This is a genomic window from Bacillus sp. FSL M8-0256 (genome assembly GCF_038005765.1).
Taxonomy (GTDB): Bacteria; Bacillota; Bacilli; order Bacillales; family Bacillaceae; genus Bacillus; species Bacillus safensis.
In genome coordinates this window covers 3315101-3338136 of record NZ_JBBOTU010000001.1, presented here as the reverse complement: position 1 = coordinate 3338136, position 23036 = coordinate 3315101, and the positions used below count along the sequence as shown (strand labels likewise).

Below are 23036 nucleotides of genomic sequence, written 5' to 3'. Positions count from 1 at the left end.
TTCAGGATTTGATGGATGCACTCGCTATAGTTTACAGTGATACAAATGATGAAAACTCCCCGCTCTAACTAAACATAGAGCAAGGGAGTCATTAGGCGGAATGTTCAGATGATGCGGAGTTTGATTTGGTTTTTACACGTTGAGATAAAAGGAAACCAAGAATACCTGCACCCATTAATACAATAAATAAAGATTGAAAACCACTCATGATCCCAATCAATGTAGACGAAATGATACTGCCAAAATATCGAAAGGTAGAGAAAATACCAGATGCTGAACCAGATAAGCTTTGATCAACAGACGTTAAAGAAGCCATCTGCATACTGGTCATTCCAATACCTGATGAAATTCCACCTGCGACAAGTGTCACGATAAGCAGTGGTAAGGTAGGGAACTGACTGAGTGTGATTAACATGATGCCTGATAAAGTCAGACAGAGAAATGAAAAGCCAATCATTTTTTTCGCGCCTTTTTTCGGATGGAGTCTTGCCCCTAACAAGCCGCTAATAGACATGCAAAGAGAAAATACTGATAGAATAATACCGCTTTGTGTATGAGAAAGTGCAAGTTGTTGTTCCATAAACAGCGGCATAATTAGAAGAATGGCATACATCACAAAATTACTTAGCATGATCGACAGGTTTGCGTTTGTAAATGAACTGTTTTTAAAAAGCGACAAATCGATGATCGGATTCTTTACTTTTCGTACATGTTTAAAGAATAAAGGAATGACGATCAACGCTAGAATTCCATAGATCAAGTATTCATTTAGCAATTGGCTTTTAGTGCATAGAATGAGTGTGGCAATCCCGATGGTTAAGTATAGTGAACCAGTGATGTCTACATTTGCTTGTAAGCGTGTATGCTTTGTTTTTGGAATGAGTAATACGCCGGTAACAAGTGTAAGGAACAAGAATGGGATATTGACAAAGAATATAGAATGCCAATCAAAACTCTGAATAAGAATCGAACCAATAAAAGGTCCAAGTGCGGCACCAATACCGGCTCCAAACCCAAAATACCCCATTGTTTTAGACAATTTTTCGGGGGATACTGTTGCACGAATCAATGCAATGCTATTCGGTGTTAAAATAGCACCGCCAGCTGCTTGAATGGAACGAAAAGTGATGAGAAAAGCTAGATTAGGAGCTAAAGCACATCCAATTGATCCAATTAAAAAGAGCATGACCCCAATTAAATACATTCGCCTGTGTCCGTATATATCTCCTAACTTACCAGCGATAGGCTGAGTGACTGCCATGACAATTAGATAAATTGTGACAACCCAAGTGATGTTTGCAAGGGATTGATCATAATAAGTTGATATGGATGATAGAGCGACAGCGATCATCGTTGAATTGACTGGAACTAGTATAGCTCCAAGCAACAAAGAATAGATGACGAAACTCTCTTTTTTTAACCTCAATGTGTATACCACCTTTTGTAAAAAAGAAGAATTCCACCCTTTAAGCGGGAGAAATTCCTCTCATGAAAATGTGTGTGCATGTTTCAATAAAATCTTCTTTTTGTGTGAGAACGAGTTGAAAATCTTGCTCTAGCTGCTGAATGAAAAATCCGAAATACGTACTAATGAAAATGTCTGCATAAATGTCTTCATTTCCTTTTAATACATGATGCTGGGCACCCATCTTTTTGAAATATTGTATGAGCATTTCTCTCAATTCTTGAGGATAAATCTTTTCGTGACTGGTTAAATCCTTATACATAACCGGATCTCGCATGCTGATATAAATAAATTCTTTTTTGGAAGTCAAATCTTCAAGGAAATAGGTACCGAGAAACTTCAAATCGGTGTATAAATCGCCTTTGAATTCTGCTTCTAGGGTTTTTGTCGGTGTTGATTTCATTTTCATAATGGCAGCAATCACGCCGCGTTTGTTTTTAAAGTTGCGAAAAATAGTTGCTTCACTCACATTCGCTTTTGTCGCTATTTCTTTGGTTGTTGTTTTTTGATAGCCTTTTTCAGTTAATAAATCCATTGTTGCGCGAATGATTCGTTGATTTGTAGATTTTAACAAGCATACTCACCTCAGGTTATGAATGTGTTTGCAACAAAGTAAGTATACCGATAAAACCTATGACCGCCAATATCATCCAAAATGATAAGTTTATGCACGCGAATGCTGCTTTAAAATCTGAATGCGTCCATTGCTGCCATCTACTGTCACAAGGTCACCGGATTGAAGTGTTTCAGTTGCTATTCTAGTACCTAAGACAGCTGGCATCATATACTCTCTTGCGATAATAGCTGAATGAGATAAAATGCCTCCAGCATCGGTGATGACTGCTTTTGCATCTCTAAATAAGCTCGTCCATAAAGGTGTGGTCGTTTTACAAACTAAAATATCATCCTTTTGAAATTGTGAGAATTCATCAGCACATGTAATGACTTTTACTCTTCCAGAAACAATACCGCTGGATGCGCCAATTCCATGGATCACATCGTGTGTGTTGTTTTCATTTTCTCTTAATGAACCAAGCATTCTTTCTACTTGCTGAAGTTCCGCTTCAGTTGGTGTACCAATGTAAGCCGGTGGTTGAATAACTTCATTTTCCTTCATTTCTATCTTTCTTTGCTGGATAACCGAATCAAATGAGATAGACGTTGTGAGCGCTTTTTGTACCTCTTCATCGTAGAGATACCAAAGATCTTCTTGATGAGGAATGGCTCCTTTTTGTACAAGAAGTTCACCTATTTTTAATAGATATACCCGGGCCTTTGCATCTAACATGGCATCAATATAGAAGTGGTGGTCATCTCGGATATTCGCTGCTTGAAGGGCAAATTGATACAGCGTCTCAAATTTTGTTTTAAACGATTCATCCTTCACTTGACTCATAAAATGTTTATATGTCTCTTGTCTTTTGATCACTGCTTTTGCAAATTCTTCATCAAAATCACAATGGCAATGGATGTTATTTCTGATGATATCTAATATAAACTCCGGGTTTTCTGCCCAAGTCTCATCTGTAAGGTCATGACTTTTAACAGATCGCCAGCCGTAAACTTGGAGAAAATCCTCCAATTTCGAAATGAAATGCCTTCCTTTTTCCGAGTGATTGAGTGCATGTAACAGCTCCGAGTTCTTTTCATGTTGAATAAATGCTTGATGAAGTTCTGGATCTTGAAGGACATCCTTTGCGATATCAGATAGCACCTTGTCTGTTTCAAGAGATTTGTTCATCACGCCTATCATCATTTCGTGCAGCAAGACGACTTGGGTTTGATCACCAGTATACGTTACAAGCATGTCTTCGATGATGGCTGATAGAATGACTTGTGGTATGACGATATCAAAATGATCATCATATGCTTGAATATAAAAATCCTTTAATTCTTCAAAACCAATGATGGCTTTTTCAATGGTCATAGGTTCATTCATTTGGCGATCGAGTTTTTCGTAAAATGGAAAGAAATTTTTCTCTAGAATCTCATACATCCGTTCACTTAAATGAGGAAATAACTCAAATATACTTTCATCAAAAACGGGTGCAGCTCCTTCTTGCGCTTCTGGCAGATCCGGTGCTGAGTATAGGTGGCCTCTGTAAAGCTTAATATCTTTGATGTTCAAATCAGGTACTTGATACTTTTCTCCATTTTTCTTCATCCCGCTTTTTAAGGCTGGTATGATCAGGCTTGAGAAAAGAGGGCTCGTTGGACCAGGCATATGATCATCCATTGAAATCCAGAAATCCTGCAGCTCTTCTGGCTTCATTTGAAAAGAAGCACCTGCTGTGTCATTTACTGCTTTTGGAAGAGCTGTAGTAATCGGCCTTGCTTGAAGTAAATAAAACGACCCATCTGCAATTCCAAATTCGATATCGACTCCATGTCCGTAAAGTTCTTCTACTTGTTTCGTGATTTGTGTGATTTCCTTCAATTGATCATCGTTCAGGCAAAACTGGCCAGCCATTTCCTCCGATACTGGCTCCTCGATGACACCCTCTTGGAAAGGAACAATTTGTAGCTCTTTCGCCCCAAGTGTTTTTTCAATCGAAAAATTCTCTTTATCTACAATAAACGTGTCTGGTGTCACAAGGCCGGAGACAATTGCTTCTCCCAATCCGTAGCTTGCGGTCAGCATCATTTCATTTGTTTTCCCCGATACGGGATTCTCACTAAAGATGACACCGGAGACGTCAGAATGGATCAATCCTTGAACGACAACGGCCATGAGCGGCATCTCTTCCTCATTTTCATTCATCTCTTCCTTATATTCTGTGACTCTCGCTGCAAAATAAGAAGACCAGCATTCTTTGACTGACTGTAAAAACTCTTCATTTGTTTTGATATTTAAATAAGTCTCGTACTGTCCTGCAAATGAGGCGCCTTCGAGATCTTCAGCAACAGAAGAGGACCTGACTGCAACTGAGGGGTAAGTCTTCCGCAAGGATTGAAAGGACGAAAGCAGCTCTGCTTCCATTTGTAAAGGAAACGATGCTTCTTTGATTTTTTGAGAAAGGTTTTGTTCTGCTGGCTGCAGATTGTGATATGAAAGAAAGCTTTCAAAGCTGTTGGTTTTAATAATAAACCCATCTGGGACTGGCAGGCCGTGATTGTTTAATTTGATTAAATTCAGGCCTTTTGCCCCTGCGAGTGATGCGGATTCTTCAGCCGCATGAAATAAAACTGAATACATGGGAATGCCCCCTTATCCAAATAGCCAATGGTTTGTATGTCTCTCTATTTTTTAAAATGATAGTGCGCACTATCATTTTAATCATAGGATTGATTGGATGTTATTGTCAAAGACGGAAAGACCTATCTTTACAAAGGGGACAATCTCACTAATTTCCTTCTATTTCTAAAACAAAAGTCTCCGAACATGGAGAAAAAAGGCGAAATTGAAAACTGTGAATTGTTCAATATGCCAATCTTTACTATAATCAAGGAAGTAGACCATGAAGAGGGAGGGTTTTTGTGATTACAAAAGCCATATTTGCACTAGTTTTTCCTTTCTTGCTCGTTATTTTATTTTCAAAGGTTACTTATAATCATTATGTGGGCATTGCGTTAACAGCAGCGCTTTTATTTGCTTCGTACATGAAAGGCTATACAGAAACCTACTTTATTGTGGGATTAGATATTATTTCTTTAGTAGCTGGGGCTTTGTTTATGGCTAAGAAAGAAATCGAAAAAAGAGAAAAAGCTGAAGAAAATCAATGATGTCATCGCTATCAAGAGCATGATGGCTGAAAATTGACATGTTTTAAACAAAGAGCTGTGCTTACGATTTCTAGTAAGCACAGCTTTCTTTTTCTGCTCATCGAATATCTCACTCCAAAATGTTCCATACTGAAAGGAAGGTTTTCTTAAGAGGGTTATTTCCCATGGGAGAGAGGGTATGACTGTATTGGAAATAAAAATCAAGTAAGAGCCGAACTTTAGTTCGTATTTTTGTGTTCTTTTATGATAATATATTCATTAGATAGATTTCGTAAACGAAACGGAGGCTTTGATGTGAGTGACCGCTTTGAATTAGTTTCTAACTATCAGCCCCAAGGAGATCAGCCAAAGGCGATTGAAAAGCTTGTTGAGGGGATCCATCAGGGGAAACAGCATCAAACGCTGTTAGGTGCTACAGGTACGGGAAAGACCTTTACTGTCTCCAACCTGATCAAAGAAGTGAACAAACCGACACTTGTCATTGCGCATAATAAGACACTTGCCGGTCAGTTATACAGCGAATTCAAGGAATTTTTTCCGAATAACGCTGTTGAATATTTTGTGAGTTACTATGATTATTATCAGCCAGAGGCATATGTACCTCAGACCGATACATTTATTGAGAAGGATGCCAGCATCAATGATGAGATTGATAAGCTGAGACACTCGGCTACGTCCTCGTTATTTGAGAGAAGAGATGTCATCATCATTGCCAGTGTGTCCTGTATTTATGGCTTAGGTTCGCCAGAGGAATACAGAGAGCTTGTGCTGTCTTTGCGTACTGAAATGGAGATTGAACGCAATCAGCTTCTTCGTAAGCTGGTGGATATTCAGTATTCTCGTAATGATATAGATTTTCAGCGCGGAACCTTCCGAGTCAGAGGAGACGTTGTTGAGATTTTTCCCGCTTCACGAGATGAGCATTGTATCAGAGTGGAGTTTTTCGGTGATGAAATTGAACGTATTCGTGAAGTGGATGCGCTGACTGGAGAAATACTTGGTGATCGAGATCATGTGGCGATTTTCCCAGCATCTCACTTCGTCACAAGAGAAGAAAAAATGGAAAAAGCCATTATCAATATTGAACAAGAGCTAGAAGAACAGCTTGAAAAGCTTCGCGAAAATGGAAAATTGCTTGAAGCGCAGCGCCTTGAGCAGCGGACAAGATATGACCTTGAGATGATGAGAGAGATGGGCTTTTGTTCAGGAATTGAGAACTATTCAAGACATCTGACCTTGCGTCCGCCTGGTTCAACACCCTACACACTGCTTGATTATTTCCCAGATGATTTTATGATTGTGGTCGATGAGTCGCATGTGACGATTCCGCAAATCCGCGCCATGTACAACGGGGACCAAGCGAGAAAGCAAGTGTTGGTTGATCACGGATTCCGCCTGCCATCAGCACTTGATAACAGACCGCTCACTTTTGATGAGTTTGAAAAACATATCAATCATATTGTGCATGTATCAGCCACGCCTGGTCCGTATGAGCTTGAGAAAACACCAGAGGTTGTGGAACAAATTATCCGTCCAACGGGATTACTTGATCCAATCATTGAAGTCCGTCCGATTGAAGGACAAATTGATGACTTAATTGGAGAAATTCATGCACGAGTTGAGAAAAATGAGCGTGTGCTCGTGACCACATTGACGAAGAAAATGTCTGAGGATCTCACAGATTACTTAAAAGAAATCGGAATCAAGGTGAATTACCTGCATTCAGAGATTAAGACCCTTGAGCGGATTGAGATTATCCGTGATCTGCGTCTCGGTAAATATGATGTGCTTGTTGGAATCAACCTTCTTCGTGAAGGACTGGATATTCCAGAAGTGTCGCTTGTGGCCATTTTAGATGCGGATAAAGAAGGCTTTTTACGCTCTGAAAGATCCCTCATCCAGACGATTGGCCGTGCAGCGAGAAATGCAGAAGGCCGGGTCATTATGTATGCAGACAATATGACGAAATCGATGGACATTGCGATTCAAGAAACGAAGCGAAGACGAGAACAGCAAGAAGCATATAACGAGAAATTCGGGATTACACCGCAAACGATCCATAAGAAAATTCGAGATGTCATTAAGGCAACAAAGATACATGAGGATTCAGAAGAATACGAAACAAAAGCAGCACCAAAGCTTTCGAAAATGAGCAAAAAAGAACGAGAAAAAGTGATCGAAAAAGTTGAGATGGAAATGAAAGATGCAGCAAAAGCGCTTGATTTTGAAAAAGCAGCAGAATTAAGAGATCTATTGCTAGAGCTAAAAGCGGAAGGATGATTGCCTGATGGCTATGGAACGAATAGAGGTGAAAGGTGCTAGAGCCCACAACCTTAAAAATATTGATGTGAATATCCCGCGTGACCAGCTAGTGGTCATTACGGGATTATCTGGTTCAGGAAAATCGTCGCTTGCCTTTGATACGATTTATGCAGAAGGTCAGCGCAGGTACGTTGAATCTCTTTCAGCGTATGCACGCCAATTTCTTGGGCAGATGGATAAACCGGATGTAGATGCCATTGAAGGTCTTTCTCCGGCGATTAGTATTGACCAGAAAACGACGAGCCGAAACCCTAGATCAACAGTTGGTACTGTTACTGAGATTTATGATTACTTGCGTCTCTTGTATGCTCGAGTCGGAAAACCTATTTGTCCTATACATGGAATTGAAATTACGTCACAAACGATTGAGCAGATGACAGATCGTATTTTAGAATATCCTGAAAGAACGAAATTACAAGTGCTTGCACCAGTTGTATCCGGCCGCAAAGGAACACATGTGAAAGTGCTTGATCAAATTCGGAAGCAGGGCTATGTACGAGTGAGAGTCGATGGAGAGATGGAGGATCTTTCAGAAGATATCGAGCTTGAAAAGAACAAGAAGCATTCCATTGAAGTAGTCATTGACCGAATTGTCGTGAAGGAAGGCGTTGCTGCTCGGCTGTCTGACTCCCTTGAAACGGCGCTGCGGCTGGGCGAAGGCCGAGTGATGATTGATGTGATTGGACAAGAAGAGCTGTTATTCAGCGAACATCATGCTTGTCCGCATTGCGGGTTCTCTATTGGTGAGCTTGAGCCGAGAATGTTTTCATTTAATAGTCCTTTTGGTGCCTGCCCGAGCTGTGATGGGCTCGGTTCAAAACTGGAAGTCGACCCTGAGCTTGTCATTCCTAATAAGGATCTGACTTTACGGCAGCATGCCATTGCACCATGGGAGCCGCAAAGCTCGCAATACTATCCGCAGCTTCTTGAGGCTGTTTGTACACATTATGGCATCGACATGGACATTCCTGTGAAAGATATCCCATCGCATTTATTTGATAAAATTTTATATGGAAGCGGATCTGAACGGATTTATTTTAAATATGAAAATGATTTTGGTCAGGTACGTGAAAATGAAATTGAGTTTGAAGGCGTTCTTCGTAATATTGAACGGCGTTATAAGGAAACCAGCTCTGATTATATTCGTGAACAAATGGAAAAATATATGGCCAATCAGCCATGTCCGACATGTAAAGGATATCGTCTGAAAAAAGAAACGCTGGCGGTTCTCATCAATGGCAAGCATATCGGAGAAATCACCGATTTGTCTGTCTCTGATGCCCTTGATTTCTATGAAAAAATTGAGTTGTCTGAGAAAGATTTGCAGATTGCCCAGCTCATTTTACGTGAAATCAAAGAGCGTTTGTCCTTCTTAAATAATGTGGGATTAGATTATCTGAATTTGAGCCGGTCCGCTGGCACACTATCAGGCGGAGAGGCGCAGCGGATTCGCCTGGCAACTCAAATCGGCTCAAGGCTGACAGGTGTTCTTTATATATTAGATGAACCATCCATTGGTCTGCATCAGCGCGATAATGACCGGTTGATCGGGACGTTGAAAAATATGCGTGACATCGGGAACACACTGATTGTCGTGGAGCATGATGAAGATACCATGCTAGCCGCTGATTATTTAATAGATATTGGACCTGGAGCAGGAGTTCATGGAGGAGAAGTGATTTCAGCTGGAACGCCAGAAGAAGTCATGAAGGACCCGAAATCCTTAACAGGCCAATATTTATCAGGTGAGAAATTTATTCCGCTGCCAATTGAGAGAAGAAAGCCTGACGGTCGCTATATTGAGATAAAAGGTGCAAAAGAAAACAACCTGAAAAACGTGAATGCGAAGTTCCCTCTGGGTGTCTTTACAGCTGTGACCGGAGTATCCGGCTCAGGAAAAAGTACGCTTGTGAATGAAATTCTATTAAAATCACTTTCACAAAAATTGCACAGAGCGAAGGCGAAGCCAGGGCAGCACAAAGAAATCAAAGGAATGGATCATTTGGATAAGGTCATTGATATTGATCAATCTCCAATTGGCCGTACACCAAGATCCAACCCTGCCACGTATACAGGTGTCTTTGATGATGTGCGGGATGTGTTTGCACAAACAAACGAAGCAAAGGTACGAGGCTATAAAAAAGGCAGATTCAGCTTTAACGTCAAAGGCGGCCGCTGTGAGGCGTGCCGCGGGGATGGCATCATTAAAATTGAAATGCACTTTTTGCCAGATGTGTATGTGCCTTGTGAAGTGTGTCACGGGAAACGTTATAACCGCGAAACACTCGAGGTCACATATAAAGGGAAAAACATTGCTGATGTGCTTGAAATGACTGTGGAGGACGCACTCCAATTTTTCGAGAATATCCCAAAGATTAAGCGGAAGCTTCAAACGATTTATGATGTGGGGCTTGGATACATTACACTTGGACAGCCTGCAACGACATTGTCCGGAGGAGAGGCACAGCGCGTGAAATTGGCATCTGAGCTTCACCGCCGTTCAAACGGAAGGTCCCTTTATATTTTGGACGAGCCGACAACAGGACTGCATGTGGATGATATTGCCCGTTTATTAAAGGTGCTTCAGCGTTTGGTTGAAAACGGAGATACGGTGTTGGTCATTGAGCACAACCTTGATATTATCAAGGCTGCTGATTATCTCGTTGATCTCGGACCAGAAGGTGGTGCAGGCGGCGGAACGATCATTGCCTCTGGTACTCCTGAGCACATTGCAAAAGAAGAAGCATCTTACACAGGTCAATATTTGAAGCCTATTTTAGAGCGTGACCGTAAACGCATGAAACAACTGGTTAAAGAAACGGAAAGTGTGACTTCTTCATAAAGAAAACCCCTCAATAAGAGGGGTTTTTCTTTTACTGCACATCTTCCTTCGGCATTAAATTACTGAGGTGCGTTAAATCCTTTAAAATATGGGTGCTGCTGCTGTCGAGCAGTACCTTTAAATAACGGATATCACCATACTTTGGATGAGACGGATGAATGGTCTCAAGCTCCTTGATCATATCGCTGTTCATGCTTTTCTGTTTCTGTATAAGGTCTAAAAGCGTTTGAGCCGTATGTTTTGAATTATGATGATCTGTCAAAATAATTACCCCCTATAATGATAATCACCATCTTTTCAACATATTTTAAAGGGTAATCTGTGAAGAATCTACTCTTAGGTGCAAAAAGAAATAATTTGTGTCTAAGGTCATATGTAAATCGAATGATTTTGAAACTTTTTATACGCAATAAACGTATGAGTTAGAAAGGGATTTTCGTTATGAAGGAGCGAATATATATGAATAGAGATCAGTCGATTATTGCTTCTATTTGTTATTTTAGTGTATTATTTATGCCGTTTATCGTACCGATCGTGGCGTTTTTTGTAGTAGATCAAAAGGAAACGAAGCGGCACGCATTGCGGGCATTATGGTCACATCTTTTGCCGGTCGCAGCGTGCATTCTGTTGATTTTTGGGTCTATCCCATTTTTATTGACGACACAGGCAGGTGACTCGCTCATTCCAGTCATGATGGTGTTCATCTTGTCTTTTTTAGTAGTCATTGGCTTTTTGATCTCTGTCATTTGGAATATCATTCAAGGTATTAAAGTACTTCAATCCATCAAATCTTAGGAGGGCTTTGTATGAATGAAAAAGAACGAATTTTAAAATTAGTAGAAGACGGAGTATTATCAGCAAAAGAAGCAATTACGCTGCTGGAAAAACTAGAAGAAGGTCAGTCAGTTTCATTAGAAAAGTCTACGGCTGATCACACCTTTCATGAAGAAAAAGCTGGAGCAGAGAGCAAAGGAAACGGCACCGAAAATCTTGGGGCAAAGCTGTTTGGCTGGTTAGACTCTGCGGTGAAAAAGGTAAAAGACGTGGATCTTGATTTGAACTTTGGACAGTCCGTTGATGTTGAGCACATTTTTCAGTTCAAGGACGCATCGCTTTCTCATTTAGATATTCAATTGGCGAACGGCAGCCTCAACGTGATGCCTTGGGACGATCGAGATATTCGAGCAGAGTGTCATGCAAAAATTTACCGTGCAGAGGATGGAGAGCAGGCAAGACAGCAATTTCTCAATCAATTGGACTGCGGGCTTGAAGGAGATAAATTTTTTATTCGAACCGAAAAGAAGACGATGAAAGTCAATGTTACATTATACGTACCGCGTATCCAATACGATAAGATCAAGGTCAAGCTGTTTAATGGACCGATTCGCGGGGAAAAGCTAAAGACAAAAGAACTTGCCGCGAAAACGACAAATGGTGTTGTCTCTTTTGCTTCGTTACAAGCAGAAAAAGTCGGAATAGAAACAGCAAACGGACAAATCAAACTGGCAGATCACGAGTGTGGTATGATTGAAGTAGAAACCATCAATGGGCTCATAGACCTGCGCGGGAAAAGTGAATCAATTGATGCTCAAAGCTTTAATGGAAATATTGCTGTTCAGCTGTCAGATGAAAAGTGCCGTTCCATCTATGCGAAAACGACAACAGGCAGTGTGGACGTTCAGATTCCGCGTGCATGTGCAGTGACCGCTGAGCTGAAAAGCAATCTTGGGTCTATCTCTCACGATTTACTTGATGCAGAGATGATTAAAGAAAAAAATGAAACATTACAAAAAGAGAAAATGATCAAAGCCAATCAACAAGCGGTGCACAGTATATCCATTTTTGCAGAAACAAAAACAGGCTCAATACAAGTAAAGCACCAATCAGACAAGGAGTGATTCTACATGAAGAAGCTTTATCGTTCAGCAACAGATAAAAAAATAGCGGGTGTTGTTGGTGGACTTGCGGAATATTTAAGTGTTGATGCATCGCTGCTTCGCATTTTAACCGTCATCATCGGATTTTTGACAGCATTTATGCCGATCTTCCTGATCTACTTCATCTGGTATTTTGTTGTTCCGGAAGAAGGCACTAAATAAATGCTTAGATGGATTGTCAGTATTTTAGTAAATGCATTACTTTTAATCGTCATTGCTGGATATTTTGATTCGGGCATTCTGCCTGGGCTCGGGAGCGTGTATATTGAAGGTTTTGGTGCAGCCATTGTGGCAAGTATCATTTTGTCCTTGCTCAATATTTTAGTGAAGCCGTTTTTGATCATTTTAACGCTTCCAGTGACCGTTCTTTCACTAGGATTGTTTTTATTTGTCATCAATGCGATTACACTCATGATGACATCGAGCTTTATGGGAGATAGCTTTAACATTGATGGATTCGGAACGGCCATTTGGATGGCTGTCATTTTATCCATTTTCCATCTGTTGATACAAAAAGGAATTGTAGAGCCGTTAGCGAAAAAAAGCTAACGGTTTTTTTGTGCAAATTTGCATCGTTTCTCCGTTCCATCTGACATAAAAACGACCTTCAGGAGACACAATATCCGAAGGGAGGCGGTGCAAGATGGTGAACGTGAGCAGACAAATCATGCTTTTATGTTTTTTTATCATTCTTTTTTGTTTCAGTCAGCCTGCTTCAGCAGGCCCTTTTCTTCAAACAGAAGTGAATGTACCGGACAAGCCTTTTTCGCCTTTTATCTTTGACCAATTTCATGTGGACGTCCGCCCGGTTCTAGGAAAAAGCCATGATCTACAGTTTCGTGCGTCCATTAGTGACCAAGAACAGATTTTGTCTGCGAACTTGTATTATAAACAAAGTGATGAACTGGGGTACCGCTTGATTCCAATGGAACGGCTGCCAGGGATGAAGCCAGAATTCACAGCGAAAATTCCGCCAGATCAATTATGGAATCCAACCGTTCGTTACTATACAGAGTTCTTTACGCAAAAATCAGTAATCAAAACGGCAGAGAAATCGGTTCATTTAAATGGATTTGAAGAAGATCTTTCACATATTCCGGATTTATTCATCACAGAAATTGTCGTCAATTCAAAAAACCGAAAAGGCAAAGATGCTTTTGAGTTTATCGAAGTGTATAACACGACACATGCGCCTATCTCTCTTAAACATTATCAGCTCCGCTACCGCAATCCTGCACAGGGCATTGAAATGGATGATGTATATTCCTTTCACACAAATCCAGTCACCATTTCACCTGGAAAACCTTATGTATTCTGGCTGAGAAAAAAAGGGCAGGAGCATTTAACGGCAGCGGACTTTAATGCCATGTATAAAAGCCAATTAAAAGAGGGCGAGCATTTGTCCATTATCGAGAGCAAAGGGCTGTCCAACTCTAAATCTCGTCTTGTTTCGATCACAACAAATATAGGTGAAGAAATTTCTTCTGCCGCTTTTCGTTTGAAGCCATCATGGTTTAGCGAGCATAAATCCTTGCTGTTTAAGTATCCAATGGATGGTACGACGCAGACGAAGCTGATTTCGAAAATTGAGGAAGAACCCACTCCAGGTAAAGTACTAAAAGCACAAATTCCATCTGAGAAAAAGGAAATTTCTCAAGATATCCATAAACCTGTGATTGAAGATATGACGGTAAGGAAGCCGGTGAAACCAACTGAAAGTGTAGAGATTAAGGCAGATGTCCAAGATGATCAGGCTGTAAAAACCGTCAAGCTGCGCTATCGAACGAATCGAAAAGATCCGTTCAAGGAAATCCTGCTGCAAAAAGACCATAATGACCGGTTATTTCATCATATTATTTATTCACCTGAGTTTATTGGGAAAGAACAATTGGAATATCAGCTTGAAGCGTCAGACGGCGAAAATGAAGCCAAGACGTTGAAAAAAACGATTGATGTGGAGCAGGTCAGCAAAGCCCACGGTCTACGATTCAATGTAGAAGAGGGAGATACGGTATCAGGTTTATTTTCATTAAAGGCAACGTCTGATCAGAAAAAAAGCATCGAATTGCGGATAGATGGAAAACGGAATCAGCAAGTATCCTCTGCCCTTGAAGCGGATCCATATATCGCATTTGATGTCAAAGGAACAAATTTATATTTTAAAAATGGTGTGTCTATAGGTAGGCGTTTACTTTCTATTTTTGATGATTCGACAAAAGTGTACCGTACCTATACAATGCCAATACCCGAAGAAGAGATAAAAAAGGCAGGTCTCCAAACGATCTCTTTCCACGCTGGCACAAAGTCTTCTCCGATGGACCGGCTGCCTGGAGAGAATCATGATGATTTTGAATTGAAAAACGTCAGGATGATCTTATCAAATGGAACACAAATTCCGCCAATCAATGCGAAGCCGCTAAAAGAATGGAGAATGGGAGACAGCGGGAACGCAAAAAAGGTGAGAACGTTTCAATTTGAGATTCCAAAAGAGGCGTATGTCTCAACCTATATAAAGTGGGACACAAAAAGGCTGAAAGAAGGGCCGCACCTAATTGAGGCCAAAACCTCAGACGAGCACGCTTCAGTACGTGTGAAAGTTGATAACACTGGGCCGAGAATTAAGACCAACGTACAAGCAAAGGATCAATATAAAGGCGCCTTTACATTAAAAGCAAAAGTAACGGATCGCTGGAGTGACATAGAGGAGTTGAAGGCATATGTAGATGGCAAACCAGTTTCTTTGCCATATCAGACGTCCTCTAGTGAATTAAAGCCTGGGAAGCACACGTTTACGATCAAAGCAAAAGACGCTGCCGGGAACATGTCGACGTTAAAAAAAGAGTTCAAGACGGTACATGAGCATCCTGAAACACCAGAGCGGGTGGCAGATAAGACAAAAATGAAATCATCAAAACAAACTGTGCTAACCAAGGATCCAACGAATGATAAGTTAGATTACTCATTTTATCGTGCCTATCAATATACATCGCTGCATCCTTCAATGAAGATTTTTAAGTATGCAGCAGAGACAGAACCGCCTAAGAGTTATCTCCAAAAAGGAGAAATGATTTTTTCTGATCAAGAAAGGAACCGCATTGCATTTGTTGATGGGAAGTCAGTTGAAACGAAGGATTTACAGCGTTTTCCTTATCATCGTTTTCAAATTAAGGTTCATCATGATGTACGTGAAAAGGATGTCGTCGAAGCTGTATGGAAAGGGAGTTCATTGTCAGGGAGAAAGGTGACAATGTACGCGTGGAATCACCAGCAGGAAAAGTGGGATAAGATCACTCATCATTTTGCCAAGGATCAAAAGGAATTTTACCTGAAAGGGCTGCTGTCAGTGAGACAGTACATGAAGAATCAAACGTTTGATTTGCTAGTACAGGATGAAATCAGCAAATCGCAAAAGCCATATAAGATGGTATGGATGTCTGACACTCAATATTATGCAAAGAGCTATCCTCATATCTTTAAACAAATGGTTGAATGGATCAGAGATCAAAGAGAAAAATTAAACATTCAATATGTGTTCCACACAGGCGATATTGTGGATGATTCAAAGGATAAGCAATGGCACCGTGCTGATACATTTATGCGTGTATTGGATCAGAATCACATTCCCTATGGGGTTTTAGCAGGAAATCATGATGTTAGACACAAGGACGGTTTATATGCGGAATACGGGAAATATTTCGGGGAAAAACGCTTTGCTGATAAGCCTTACTATGGTGAATCCTATCGAAACAATAAAGGTCATTATGATCTCATCTCTGCCGGCGGCAATGATTATATGATGGTGTACATGGGCTGGGGGATTAAGCAAGATGAAATTGATTGGTTAAACCGTGTAATTTCTGAGCATCCAGATCGTATCGTCATTTTAAATTTCCATGAGTATTTGTTAGTGAGCGGCAACCGGAGTCCGATTGGCGACCTCATCTTCCACCAAGTGGTGAAACGCCATCCTAATATTGTGGCCGTATTTAGCGGTCATTACCATGGAGCAAGCAGAAAAGTAGATGAGCTTGATGATGACCATGATGGAAAAGTCGACAGGAAAGTATATCAAATACTCGCCGATTATCAGTCAGGACCTGAAGGTGGTCAAGGGTTTATGAGGGTCATAACAGCCGATCAAGAAAAAAATCAACTTCATTTTACGACATACTCTCCTTACTTGAATCAAGAGCATTTTTATGATCCTAAAACGTATGGAGATCAGGATGAATTTTCAATCGATGTAGATTTGACACCGAAAATGAAATCTGTCAAAACCAATTATTTTGAACTCAATGTGTATACGAATGTTCTTCTAGGAGAAGCGCGCGGCGTAAAAAGCGGCAAAAAAGCAAGCTTTGAGTGGAAGGGCTTAAAGCCAAATGAAGATTATTATTGGTACACTGTAGCAAAAGATCGTTTTCAAGGAAAAGCCATTTCACCAATATGGAAAATCCATACAAAAGATGATGGCGAAACAAAATTTCTTAGGAAATAAAAAAACAGTGCTCCGTGTCAGGGGCACTGTTTATCTTTCCATTGTATGAATGAGCTTATAACGATCCCCTCTATAAACAGAAACGACATACTCAAATGGAATGTCTTGTTGAAAAAAAGTCGTTCTTGTTATTGACAGCACAGGATCGCCTGCTGAAATAGACAGCAAGTTTGCTTCTTCCTTTGAGGCAACATTGGCTTCAAGTTCCTGTTTGGCATGAGCAATGACATGGCCAGTGTGAGTTTCTATATATTCATATAAAGAGCCAGTTAAATGTTTCTTTGTTAAATCTCCGGCAAATCTTTCAGGTATATAGCTCGTTTCAATCGCCATCGGTTCATCATTTGCAAGGCGTATCCGTTTGAGCTCAAATACAGCATCACTATTTGACAGATGTAAGACTGGCAGCAAGTGCTCTGGACATGCAGTTTTTTTGAAGTCAATCAGCTGGCTTGATGCTTTGAGTCCACGCTGGCGCATATCCTCTGAAAAGCTTGTTAAGCCTTGAAGCGGCTGTTCAAATTTTTTCCGGCTAACAAAGGTGCCTTTTCCTTTTTGTCGATACAAATATCCTTCGTTCACAAGATTCGATAAGGCTTGTCTGACAGTCATTCGGCTAATACCAAAGCGTTCGGCATATTCTCTTTCAGAAGGAATGATTGTATCAGGTGCTAATGTTCCATCCTCAATTTGCTTTTTCAAGTTCTCCATAATCTGATGGTACATCGGAATAGGTGACTGCTTATCAATAAACATGTGAAAATCCTCTCGTTTTTAGCGTAGTGATCCAGCTTCTCGATCAATCAAGACCGTTACATCTTCATGAAGTTTCAGTGCTGATGCTGGAAAGTCTGGATGAATCTCTGCCTGTTCTAAATATTGTATCACTTTCGCTTTTGATTTTCCTGAAGCAAGAAGGAGAATCTTTTTACTTGAAAGAATGCTCGCGATTCCCATTGTGATGGCATGTGTAGGTACCTCATCAATAGAAGAAAAGTATCTTGCGTTAGCCTGTCTCGTGTTTTCATCTAACTGCACAACATGAGTTTTTGAGTTGAAAGGGGTACCTGGTTCATTAAAACCGATATGCCCATTTTGACCGATTCCAAGGAGCTGAAGATCGATGCCGCCTACATCCTCAATGAGCTGGTCATATCTTAAGCATTCCTTTTCTAAATGAGCTGCATTGCCATTTGGAAGAAAATACTGATCGTGAGGGAGATCAATATGGTCAAATAAATGACGTTTCATGTAGGTCATATAACTATTTTCGTGTTCTGGATCAAGTCCTGCATATTCATCTAAATTGATTGTTTTTGTTTGCTTGAAAGACAATTGATGCGCTTGATGAAGTTGAATTAACTCTTTGTAAGTTTCAATAGGTGTACCGCCTGTTGCTAGGCCGAGTACGGCATCGGGTTTAGCAGCTATTGTCCTTGCAATAATGGCAGCTGCTTCTTTTCCTAATTGATCTTTGCTTTCAAATTCGATGATGTTCATTAGTGGGTGGCCTCCTTTTTTTCAAAGACGATTTGTCCACGGCAGATCGTCATCATCAGTTCACCAGATTCATCCCAAATCACCAGATCTGCTAGTTTTCCAACTTCGATGGAACCGAGCTGTTGATCAAGTCCCAGCTGAGCGGCCGCATTGGTTGAGGTCATCTTCGCAATCTCTGTCCACTCACAATTTGTGAGCTGTTTTATCCTTTTGACGCCGTCTTTCATTCGCAAAATCGATCCTGCAAGTGTACCATCGTCCAGCAATGCTTTTTCGCCGCTGACTGTGACCGTCTGACCACCAAATTCATACGTTCCATTCCCAAGCCCTTTTGCACGCATCGAGTCTGTGATCATGATTAAACGATCACTTCCTTTTGCCAAATACGCAAGCTTGATGGAAAGAGGATGGGAGTGAATCCCATCTGTGATCAGTTCGGTATAAAGGTTCTCATTCGTAAGAGCAGCACCTACAGCGTTCGGTTCACGGTGCTGAAACGAACTTATTGCGTTATAAAGATGCGTTACATGGCGTGCACCATGCTTAGCTGCTAAATTGATCATGTCATGATGGGCATTCGTATGTCCAATAGAAGGGATAATGTTCTTTTCCTGTAATAGAGAAAGAAATGCAAAATCTGTGTCTTCCTCAGGTGCAAACGTGACAATTCGAATGAGCTGATCAGAAGCATCCAGCCATTTTTTAAAAAGCGGAATATCAGGCTGTTTAATCCATTGAACAGGCTGTGCCCCTGCCTTATCTTTAGAAATAAATGGACCTTCGAGGTGGATTCCTATACATTGTGCCTGAGTTCCTGCTTGTGCTTCATTACTTTGTTTCCACTGAGCGACATTTTTAAGTGCATGCTCAATCTCATGATGGTTTTGTGTGATGGTTGTCGCTAAAAAACTTGTCGTTCCTTCGGACGGAAGGTTGTCAGCGAGCGTATTCATTGCTTCTGCTGTCGCATCCATCATGTCTGCACCATATCCGCCATGGATGTGAATATCAATCATTCCAGGGAGTAAATAAAAGTTTTCCCGGGAAATATATACTTTTTCATAATTTCCTGTCGGTGGTGATGTTGAAATATAGTCGATCTTGCCATCGCGTAAACCGACAAAACCGTTTTCAATGACCTTTGTCTTTGTCACAATATGAATGTTGGAGAGCAATAAAGAACCGCTCATGTTTAAGCCCCCTTATTCGTTATCTTTCATTTAAGTTTACTCTTTTTAAGTATAGTTGTCTATACCAGTTAGGGCGGTGAAACAGGAACAGGATAAAATACTGTTTTGGGTTCATCATTGAAAGTGATAAAATAGAGCTGTATTTCTGAATCGCCTGTGATAAAAGGAGGAAGAAACGTGCCGAAAGTTCGTACGAAGGACATAATGGAACAATTTCATCTTGAACTGGTAAGTGGGGAAGAAGGGATTAATCGTCCCATTACAATCAGTGATCTTTCCAGACCAGGTATTGAAATGGCTGGTTATTTTACATATTACCCAAAAGAAAGAGTTCAACTTTTAGGGAAAACAGAGCTTTCTTTTTTTGAACAGCTCCCAGAACGCGAACGAAAGCAGAGAATGATGTCTCTTTGTACAGATATTACCCCTGCCATTATTTTGTCTCGAGATCGTGATGTGCCGAAGGAATTAATCGAAGCATCAAATGAAAATGGCGTGCCCGTTTTACGATCTAGCCTAAAAACGACAAGACTTTCGAGTCGATTGACCAACTTTTTAGAAAGTAAGCTTGCACCAACGACTGCTATTCATGGTGTGCTCGTAGATGTATATGGTGTAGGTGTGTTGTTAATTGGGAAAAGCGGAGTAGGAAAAAGTGAAACAGCCTTAGAATTAGTGAAGAGGGGACATCGGCTGGTCGCAGACGATTGCGTGGAAATCCGTCAAGAGGATCAGGATACGTTAGTCGGGAGCGCACCTGAGCTGATTGAACATCTTTTAGAAATCCGCGGGTTAGGCATTATTAATGTGATGACCTTATTTGGAGCAGGCGCTGTCAGAAGCTATAAGAGAATTACGATTGTAATGAACCTTGAGCTTTGGGAACAAGGCAAACAGTATGATCGTTTAGGACTGGAAGAAGAGAAAATGCGCATCATCGATACAGATGTGCCGAAGCTGACGATCCCTGTGCGGCCAGGTCGAAACTTAGCGGTCATCATTGAGGTGGCTGCGATGAACTTCAGGCTGAAGCGTATGGGACATAATGCAGCGGAACAATTTACAAGTAAACTTGCTGATGTCATTGAAGACAATGGCCAGGATGAATAGGAGTTGACTATATGAACGAAGCAATTCAGCCAATTGATCCGATTGCTTTTCACCTCGGACCTATTTCGGTTCATTGGTATGGTGTGATTATTGGGGTCGGGGCCTTGCTTGGACTTTGGCTCGCCTTGAGAGAATGTGAAAAAAGAGGAATCAATAAAGATCTGTTTATTGACTTAATCTTATTTGCCATTCCAATAGCGATTATTTGTGCCCGAATTTATTATGTATCCTTCGAATGGGATTACTATCAGCAGCACCCAAACGAAATCATTAAGATTTGGAATGGTGGAATTGCGATTCACGGCGGGCTGATCGGTGCCGTGCTGACAGCCATCATTTTTACAAAAGTGAGAAAGGTATCCTTTTGGAAAATAGCTGACGTCGCAGCACCTAGTATTTTACTAGGGCAGGCAATTGGACGCTGGGGGAACTTTATTAACCAAGAAGCGCATGGTGAGGCGGTTTCAAGAACCTTTTTAGAAAATTTGCATCTGCCTGAGTTTATCATTAATCAAATGTATATTGATGGTACCTATTATCACCCGACGTTCTTATACGAATCATTATGGAATCTTGTTGGTGTTGTCATCTTGATTTTATTACGCAGAACCTCGCTGCGCAGAGGCGAAATCTTCTTGTCTTATTTAATTTGGTATTCAATCGGCCGTTTCTTCATTGAAGGGATGAGAACAGACAGCTTAATGCTGACAGAGCATCTTCGAATCGCACAGATGATTTCGATTGCGATATTCGCAGTGGCTGTTCTACTGATTTTCTTTAGAAGAATGAAAGGATACGCATCCATTCCGTATAAAGAGAACAACTCATCGAATTAAGCAGGGGGGATCAGAAGAAGATGGGAGAGACATGGAAAAACGGCTTGAAAGCAGGGCTGTCGACAACTTGGACACTTGGTAAAGTCATCTTTCCAGTGACCATTCTCGTCAGTATCTTGCAGCATACGCCTGTCATGGATTGGATCATCCGATTCATTCAGCCATTTATGGGGCTGTTTGGTCTTTCGGGGGAAGCGGCTATTCCGCTTGTATTAGGAAATATGCTGAATTTGTATGCGGGGATTGCTGCCATTTTGACATTAGAGCTTCCTGTGAAGGAAGTGTTTATTTTGGCAGTGATGCTGTCCTTTTGCCATAACTTGATCATCGAATCAACAGTGGCAGCAAAGGTTGGACTGAGAGTATCTGTGATTTTGCTGGTTAGAATCAGTCTTGCTGTTATTTCTGCTATTGTCATTCATCTCGTTTGGCAGGGAGGCGAGGAGCCGGCGCAATATGGACTGCTTAGTGCAGCTCAGGCGGCTGATGTGCCTTCCAGCTGGTACATGATCGTCCTTCTTGCTTTACAAAAAGCAGTACTCGGTGTGCTGCAGCTTGCCTGTATCGTTATCCCGCTCATGATCATCATTCAATTTATGAGAGATTTAGGGTGGCTCCATACACTGTCTAAGTGGCTGTCACCTTTTACTAGAATGCTTGGAATGAAAGAAAATACGTCTATGACGATGGTGGCTGGATTAACGATTGGTCTCGCTTATGGAGCCGGTGTGATGATGAAGGCAGTGGAAGAGGACGGTGTGAGTAAAAAGGACTTAACCCTTGCCTTTATTTTCCTTGTTGCCTGTCATGCGGTGGTCGAAGATACGCTGGTTTTTATTCCACTTGGTATTCCGGTATGGCCGCTTCTTGTGATCCGCCTGATTTCTGCAATTTTATTGACAGCTGCCATTAGCTATATTTGGCGGAAGCGGGAACATGCAGCTGTTAGAAAGGAAGCCATATGAACGAATCAACGATCAACACAGTGCTATTTGATTTAGATGGCACATTAATCAATACAAATGAATTAATTATTGCTTCATTTCAGCATACGCTGGATCACTATTACCCTGGTCAGTACAGCCGTGAGGATATTCTTCATTTCATTGGTCCGTCCTTGTTTGATACATTTTCTGCGATGGACCCTGATTTGACAGATGACATGATTCAGATGTACCGCACGTTTAATCATAAGCAGCATGATCTGCTTGTGACTGAATATGAGACCGTTATCGACACATTGAAAGTCCTGCAGGATCGAGGATTTAAGCTCGGTATTGTCACAACGAAGATACGGGATACGGTTTTAATGGGATTGAAGCTGACCGGTTTAGAGCCGTTCTTTGAGGTCATTGTGACGCTCGATGATGTACAAAATGAGAAGCCGCATCCGGAGCCTGTTCAGCTGGCATTATCAAAGCTTGGCAGTGATCCGCATGAAGCGGTGATGGTCGGTGATAATTATCACGACATTTTGTCTGGTCAAGCGGCAGGGACAAAGACGGCAGGTGTTGCTTGGTCGATTAAGGGAGAAGAGGCCCTTTTAAAGCATCGCCCTGATTTCATGCTGAAGAAAATGAGTGATCTCCTGGCGATTGTTGGAGCTGATTAAG

19 protein-coding genes are annotated in these 23036 nt (G+C 41.1%); 12 read left to right on the top strand and 7 right to left on the bottom strand.

Annotated elements, in window-relative coordinates:
* Window positions 1–91 precede the first annotated feature (91 nt).
* From NSQ76_RS17330 to NSQ76_RS17320, 3 genes are all read right to left on the bottom strand, one after another.
* Entirely contained in the window at window positions 92–1426 is a 1335-nt protein-coding gene (locus NSQ76_RS17330; protein WP_034623777.1) for an MFS transporter, read from the bottom strand.
* 40 nt (window positions 1427–1466) lie between these two features.
* Window positions 1467–2039: a TetR/AcrR family transcriptional regulator gene (locus NSQ76_RS17325; RefSeq protein ID WP_025093985.1), complete on the bottom strand. Its 573-nt coding sequence runs from the start codon at window positions 2037–2039 to the stop codon at window positions 1467–1469.
* Between the two features lie 90 nt (window positions 2040–2129).
* Window positions 2130–4661, bottom strand: a complete 2532-nt coding sequence (locus NSQ76_RS17320; RefSeq protein ID WP_341055117.1) for a PEP/pyruvate-binding domain-containing protein — start codon at window positions 4659–4661, stop codon at window positions 2130–2132.
* A gap of 281 nt (window positions 4662–4942) precedes the next feature.
* On the opposite strand from NSQ76_RS17320, the gene NSQ76_RS17315 reads away from it, so the two are divergent.
* The 3 genes from NSQ76_RS17315 to uvrA all read left to right on the top strand — a co-directional run bounded on the left by NSQ76_RS17315 (window position 4943) and on the right by uvrA (window position 10352).
* Entirely contained in the window at window positions 4943–5188 is a 246-nt protein-coding gene (locus tag NSQ76_RS17315) for a CsbA family protein (protein WP_024426229.1), read from the top strand.
* 294 nt (window positions 5189–5482) lie between these two features.
* Window positions 5483–7468 carry an excinuclease ABC subunit UvrB gene (gene uvrB, locus NSQ76_RS17310; protein WP_024423583.1) on the top strand — a complete coding sequence of 662 codons (1986 nt, stop codon included), beginning with the start codon at window positions 5483–5485 and terminating at the stop codon, window positions 7466–7468.
* Between the two features lie 7 nt (window positions 7469–7475).
* Complete coding sequence (gene uvrA / locus NSQ76_RS17305; RefSeq protein ID WP_034623782.1) at window positions 7476–10352, top strand: excinuclease ABC subunit UvrA; 2877 nt, start codon at window positions 7476–7478, stop codon at window positions 10350–10352.
* A gap of 31 nt (window positions 10353–10383) precedes the next feature.
* Here uvrA and NSQ76_RS17300 read toward each other — a convergent pair whose 3' ends face one another.
* Window positions 10384–10614, bottom strand: coding sequence for a hypothetical protein (locus NSQ76_RS17300; protein ID WP_024427654.1), 231 nt, complete (start codon window positions 10612–10614; stop codon window positions 10384–10386).
* A gap of 197 nt (window positions 10615–10811) precedes the next feature.
* On the opposite strand from NSQ76_RS17300, the gene NSQ76_RS17295 reads away from it, so the two are divergent.
* From NSQ76_RS17295 to NSQ76_RS17275, 5 genes are all read left to right on the top strand, one after another.
* The gene (locus NSQ76_RS17295; protein WP_024423580.1) at window positions 10812–11147 is read left to right on the top strand and encodes a hypothetical protein; all 336 of its coding nucleotides are present in this window, start codon (window positions 10812–10814) and stop codon (window positions 11145–11147) included.
* Window positions 11148–11158: 11 nt separating this feature from the next.
* Window positions 11159–12250: a DUF4097 family beta strand repeat-containing protein gene (locus tag NSQ76_RS17290; protein WP_024423579.1), complete on the top strand. Its 1092-nt coding sequence runs from the start codon at window positions 11159–11161 to the stop codon at window positions 12248–12250.
* Window positions 12251–12256: 6 nt separating this feature from the next.
* Window positions 12257–12451: a PspC domain-containing protein gene (locus tag NSQ76_RS17285; protein ID WP_024423578.1), complete on the top strand. Its 195-nt coding sequence runs from the start codon at window positions 12257–12259 to the stop codon at window positions 12449–12451.
* Complete coding sequence (locus tag NSQ76_RS17280; protein WP_024423577.1) at window positions 12452–12838, top strand: phage holin family protein; 387 nt, start codon at window positions 12452–12454, stop codon at window positions 12836–12838.
* Between the two features lie 94 nt (window positions 12839–12932).
* Window positions 12933–16787, top strand: a complete 3855-nt coding sequence (locus tag NSQ76_RS17275) for a metallophosphoesterase (protein ID WP_341055109.1) — start codon at window positions 12933–12935, stop codon at window positions 16785–16787.
* Between the two features lie 30 nt (window positions 16788–16817).
* Here the strand turns inward: NSQ76_RS17275 and NSQ76_RS17270 are convergent, their stop codons facing one another.
* From NSQ76_RS17270 to nagA, 3 genes are read right to left on the bottom strand one after another with little or no spacing between them, the layout of a single operon-like run.
* On the bottom strand, window positions 16818–17543 hold the full coding sequence (locus tag NSQ76_RS17270) for a GntR family transcriptional regulator (protein ID WP_341055106.1): 726 nt from the start codon (window positions 17541–17543) through the stop codon (window positions 16818–16820).
* Between the two features lie 18 nt (window positions 17544–17561).
* Window positions 17562–18287, bottom strand: coding sequence for a glucosamine-6-phosphate deaminase (nagB, locus tag NSQ76_RS17265; protein ID WP_171464714.1), 726 nt, complete (start codon window positions 18285–18287; stop codon window positions 17562–17564).
* Entirely contained in the window at window positions 18287–19477 is a 1191-nt protein-coding gene (gene nagA / locus NSQ76_RS17260; protein ID WP_341055101.1) for an N-acetylglucosamine-6-phosphate deacetylase, read from the bottom strand. Before nagA ends, nagB begins: the two co-directional genes overlap by 1 nt.
* Before the next feature lie 177 nt (window positions 19478–19654).
* On the opposite strand from nagA, the gene hprK reads away from it, so the two are divergent.
* Genes hprK through ppaX form a run of 4 tightly spaced genes read left to right on the top strand, consistent with a single transcriptional unit; the run spans window position 19655 to window position 23035 of the window.
* A complete protein-coding gene (hprK, locus tag NSQ76_RS17255; protein ID WP_024423572.1) occupies window positions 19655–20587 on the top strand; it encodes an HPr(Ser) kinase/phosphatase in 933 nt (310 codons plus the stop codon).
* Window positions 20588–20598: 11 nt separating this feature from the next.
* Window positions 20599–21423 carry a prolipoprotein diacylglyceryl transferase gene (gene lgt / locus NSQ76_RS17250; RefSeq protein ID WP_103131662.1) on the top strand — a complete coding sequence of 275 codons (825 nt, stop codon included), beginning with the start codon at window positions 20599–20601 and terminating at the stop codon, window positions 21421–21423.
* Window positions 21424–21443: 20 nt separating this feature from the next.
* Window positions 21444–22388 carry a nucleoside recognition domain-containing protein gene (locus NSQ76_RS17245; RefSeq protein ID WP_024423570.1) on the top strand — a complete coding sequence of 315 codons (945 nt, stop codon included), beginning with the start codon at window positions 21444–21446 and terminating at the stop codon, window positions 22386–22388.
* Window positions 22385–23035 carry a pyrophosphatase PpaX gene (gene ppaX, locus NSQ76_RS17240; RefSeq protein ID WP_024423569.1) on the top strand — a complete coding sequence of 217 codons (651 nt, stop codon included), beginning with the start codon at window positions 22385–22387 and terminating at the stop codon, window positions 23033–23035. Before NSQ76_RS17245 ends, ppaX begins: the two co-directional genes overlap by 4 nt.
* Window position 23036 lies beyond the last annotated feature (1 nt).